General features: G+C 70.3%; 1 protein-coding gene and 1 pseudogene. One reads left to right on the top strand and one right to left on the bottom strand.

The genetic code is table 11. The annotated features are described in order from the left end of the window. Positions 1-31: 31 nt before the first annotated feature. Positions 32-3,187: an isoleucine--tRNA ligase gene (ileS, locus tag ACWGIG_RS37380; protein WP_453326178.1), complete on the bottom strand. Its 3,156-nt coding sequence runs from the start codon at positions 3,185-3,187 to the stop codon at positions 32-34. Between the two features lie 630 nt (positions 3,188-3,817). On the opposite strand from ileS, the pseudogene ACWGIG_RS37375 reads away from it, so the two are divergent. After that, positions 3,818-4,221: pseudogene (locus tag ACWGIG_RS37375) on the top strand (hypothetical protein); the annotation flags it as partial.

Below are 4,221 nucleotides of genomic sequence, written 5' to 3'. Positions count from 1 at the left end.
CCTCCGGGCCCTTCCCACATCCAGGGGGTGACTAGACCTTGCGCAGGTGGAAGGTCAGGGAGAGGGGCTCGTCCGTGAAGGCCTGGCCGTACGAGTCGTCCGGGGCGCCCTGTGCGTAGTCCGTTGCCAGGACCTCGTCGGAGATCAGGGGGGCGTGGACCGTGAGGGCCTCCGTGGTCTCCGGGGACGAGGCCGTCCAGCGGACCGCGATGCGGTCGGCGACGTCGAGGCCGGAGTTCTTGCGGGCCTCCTGGATCAGCCGGATCGCGTCACGGGCCAGGCCCGCCTTGCGGAGCTCCGGGGTGATTTCGAGGTCCAGGGCCACCGTGGCGCCGGAGTCGGAGGCCACCGACCAGCCCTCGCGGGGGGTCTCGGTGATGATCACCTCGTCGGGGGTGAGGGTGATCGTTTCGCCGTTGACGACCAGCGGGGCCTCGCCGTCGCGCAGGGCGAGGGAGAGGGCGGCGGCGTCGGCGGCAGCCACCGCCTTCGCGACGTCCTGGACACCCTTGCCGAAACGCTTGCCGAGGGCCCGGAAGTTGGCCTTGGCGGTCGTGTCGACCAGGGAGCCGCCCACCTCGGAGAGGGAGGCCAGGGAGGAGACGTTGAGCTCCTCGGTGATCTGGGCCTGGAGTTCGGGGGAGAGGGCGGCGAAGCCCGTCGCCGCGACCAGGGCCCGGGAGAGCGGCTGGCGGGTCTTGACGCCGGACTCCGCGCGGGTGGCACGGCCCAGCTCGACCAGGCGGCGTACCAGAGCCATCTGGGTCGAGAGGGCGGGGTCGATGGCGGCCAGGTCGGGCTGGGGCCAGCTGGTGAGGTGGACGGACTCGGGGGCGTCCGGGGAGACCGGCACCACCATGTCCTGCCAGACCCGCTCCGTGATGAAGGGGGTCAGGGGCGCCATCAGGCGGGTGACCGTCTCGACGACGTCGTGCAGGGTGCGCAGCGCCGCCTTGTCGCCCTGCCAGAAGCGGCGGCGCGAGCGGCGTACGTACCAGTTGGAGAGGTCGTCGACGAAGGAGGAGAGGAGCTTGCCCGCCTTCTGGGTGTCGTACGACTCCATGGCCTGCGTGACCTGGTCGACGAGGGCGTTCAGTTCGGAGAGGAGCCAGCGGTCGAGGACCGTGCGGTCGGCGGGGGCCGGGTCGGCGGCGCTCGGCGCCCAGCCGGACGTACGGGCGTACAGGGCCTGGAAGGCGACCGTGTTCCAGTACGTCAGGAGGGTCTTGCGGACGACCTCCTGGATGGTGCCGTGGCCCACGCGGCGGGCCGCCCAGGGGGAACCGCCGGCCGCCATGAACCAGCGGACCGCGTCCGCGCCGTGCTGGTCCATCAGCGGGACGGGCTCAAGGGTGTTGCCCAGGTGCTTGGACATCTTGCGGCCGTCCTCGGCGAGGATGTGGCCGAGGCAGACCACGTTCTCGTAACTCGACTTGTCGAAGACGAGGGTGCCGATCGCCATCAGCGTGTAGAACCAGCCGCGGGTCTGGTCGATGGCCTCCGAGATGAACTGCGCCGGGTAGCGCTTCTCGAAGATGTCCTTGTTCTTGTGCGGGTATCCCCACTGCGCGAAGGGCATCGAACCCGAGTCGTACCAGGCGTCGATGACCTCGGGCACGCGGGTCGCCGTCAGCGGACAGCCCTCGTGGGTGCAGGTGAAGGTGACGTCGTCGATGTACGGGCGGTGCGGGTCCAGGGCGCTGTGGTCCTGGCCGGACAGCTCGGAGAGTTCGGCGCGGGAACCGATGCAGGTGAGGTGGTTCTCCTCGCAGCGCCAGATGGGCAGCGGGGTGCCCCAGTAGCGGTTGCGGGACAGCGCCCAGTCGATGTTGTTGTTGAGCCAGTCGCCGAAGCGGCCGTGCTTGACCGTCTCCGGGTACCAGTTGGTCTTCTCGTTCTCTTCGAGGAGACGGTCCTTGACGGCGGTCGTACGGACGTACCAGGACGGCTGCGCGTAGTAGAGCAGCGCGGTGTGGCAGCGCCAGCAGTGCGGGTAGCTGTGCTCGTACGGGACGTGACGGAAGAGCAGGCCGCGGGCGGCCAGGTCCTCGGTGAGCTTCTCGTCGGCCTTCTTGAAGAAGACGCCGCCGACGAGGGGGACCTCCTCCTCGAAGGTGCCGTCGGGGCGGACCGGGTTCACCACCGGGAGGCCGTACGACTTGCAGACGACGAGGTCGTCGGCGCCGAAGGCGGGGGACTGGTGGACGAGGCCGGTGCCGTCCTCGGTGGTGACGTAGTCGGCGTTGACGAGGTAGTGGGCTTCCGAGGGGAACTCGACCAGCTCGAAGGGGCGCTGGTAGGTCCAGCGCTCCATCTCGGCGCCGGTGAAGGACTCGCCGGTCGTCGTCCAGCCCTCGCCGAGGGCCTTCTCCAGGAGGGGCTCGGCGACGACGAGCTTCTCCTCGCCGTCGGTGGCGACGACGTAGCGGACCTCGGGGTGCGCGGCGACGGCCGTGTTGGACACCAGGGTCCAGGGGGTCGTCGTCCAGACCAGAAGGGCCGCCTCGCCCGCGAGGGGGCCGCCGGTCAGGGGGAAGCGGACGAAGACCGAGGGGTCGACGACCGTTTCGTAACCCTGGGCCAGCTCGTGGTCGGAGAGGCCGGTGCCGCAGCGGGGGCACCAGGGGGCGACGCGGTAGTCCTGGGTGAGGAGGCCCTTGTTGAAGATCTCCTTCAGGGACCACCAGACGGACTCGACGTACTCCGGGTCCATCGTGCGGTAGGCGTCGTCCAGGTCGACCCAGTAGCCCATGCGCTGGGTCAGCTCGGCGAAGGCGTCGGTGTGGCGGGTGACGGACTCGCGGCACTTGTCGTTGAACGCGGCGATGCCGTAGTTCTCGATGTCCTTCTTGCCGTTGAAGCCGAGTTCCTTCTCGACGGCGAGCTCGACCGGGAGGCCGTGGCAGTCCCAGCCCGCCTTACGGCCGACGTGGTAGCCCTGCATCGTACGGAAGCGGGGGAAGACGTCCTTGAAGACGCGGGCCTCGATGTGGTGGGCGCCGGGCATGCCGTTGGCGGTCGGCGGGCCCTCGTAGAAGACCCACTCGGGGCGGCCCTCGGAGGCTTCGAGGGACTTCGAGAAGACCTTCGCCTGCTCCCAGAAGTCGAGCACGGCGTGTTCGAGGGCGGGCAGGTCGACCTGGGCGGGGACCGGGTTGTACTGCGGCTGGGGCTTCGGCGGTGTCATCGGGCGCTCTTCCTCCGGCGGACTGGTGGCTTCCGTCGGAGGGACGAGAGCGATTGTGCTGCTCCCGCGGTACCACCCTCCTTGACCCCGGACGACGTGCGTCCGCGGCCCCCTCATTAGGGGCGCGATGCCGGGTCTACTCGCCCGCCGCCTTCGGTGCGGGCTTTCTTCCGGCGGCTCCGGGGTGATGCTTCGCGCCGTGCTCGCCCCCGGGCTCTCACCGTCCCCGGATCGCTCATCGCTGCGTGCGGCGCTACTCGGCCCCATCGATGCCTTTCGCTCCGGCCAGTGTACGGGGCGGGGTGCGACGCGGCAGACCGGTTTTCCGGGGCGGGCGGGGATCGGGCGCGGGGCGCGGGAGCGGGCCGGTCGTGACCCGAATGGGCACATGGGGCGCCACGGGGTCCGGGACCGCGGGTACGGGGCGATTACCCGGCGGAGAGCTGGGCACAACGGATGCAGGTTCGTCTCGGCACGGCGTGGGGAGGGCACAACCGGCGGCGTGCCCCGTTGCCGCGGCGTTGGGGTCGACTTATCGTCCCAGCACGATTCGCGTGCAAGATCACAAAATGTGAAGGGGCCGCGGCCATGGTGGCTGAGAAGACCGCCGGAACGAAGAAATCGGCGTCGATGAGATCCACCGGAGCGGCGGCCGAAAAGCACTCCGCCGAGGAGTTCGCGGCGGCGCTCGCCGAATCGCTCGCCGAGAAGGAGCAGAGCGGCTCGGCGGCTGCGAAGCGGAGCGCTGCCGCGAAGAAGACGGCTGCGAAGCCGGAGAAGGCGACGGAGAAGGCAGCGGGGAAGAAGGCCGCACCGGCGAAGAGGGCGGCGAAGAAGGCTGCCGCGGCGGCGCCGGACGGCGAGGAGGCCGCGACGGCGCCGGACGAGGCGGTGGCGGACGAGGCGGCGCCGGACGAAGCGGTTGCGGCCGGGGCGGTGGCGGACGGGGCGGACGCCGATGAGGTGGTTCCTGCGAAGAAGGCGTCTTCGGTGAAGAAGGCGGTTCGGACGGCCCCGGCAAAGAAGGCCGCCGG

It is taken from the genome of Streptomyces sp. NPDC054863, from assembly GCF_053610825.1.
This window is presented reverse-complemented; position numbering and strand designations above follow the sequence as displayed.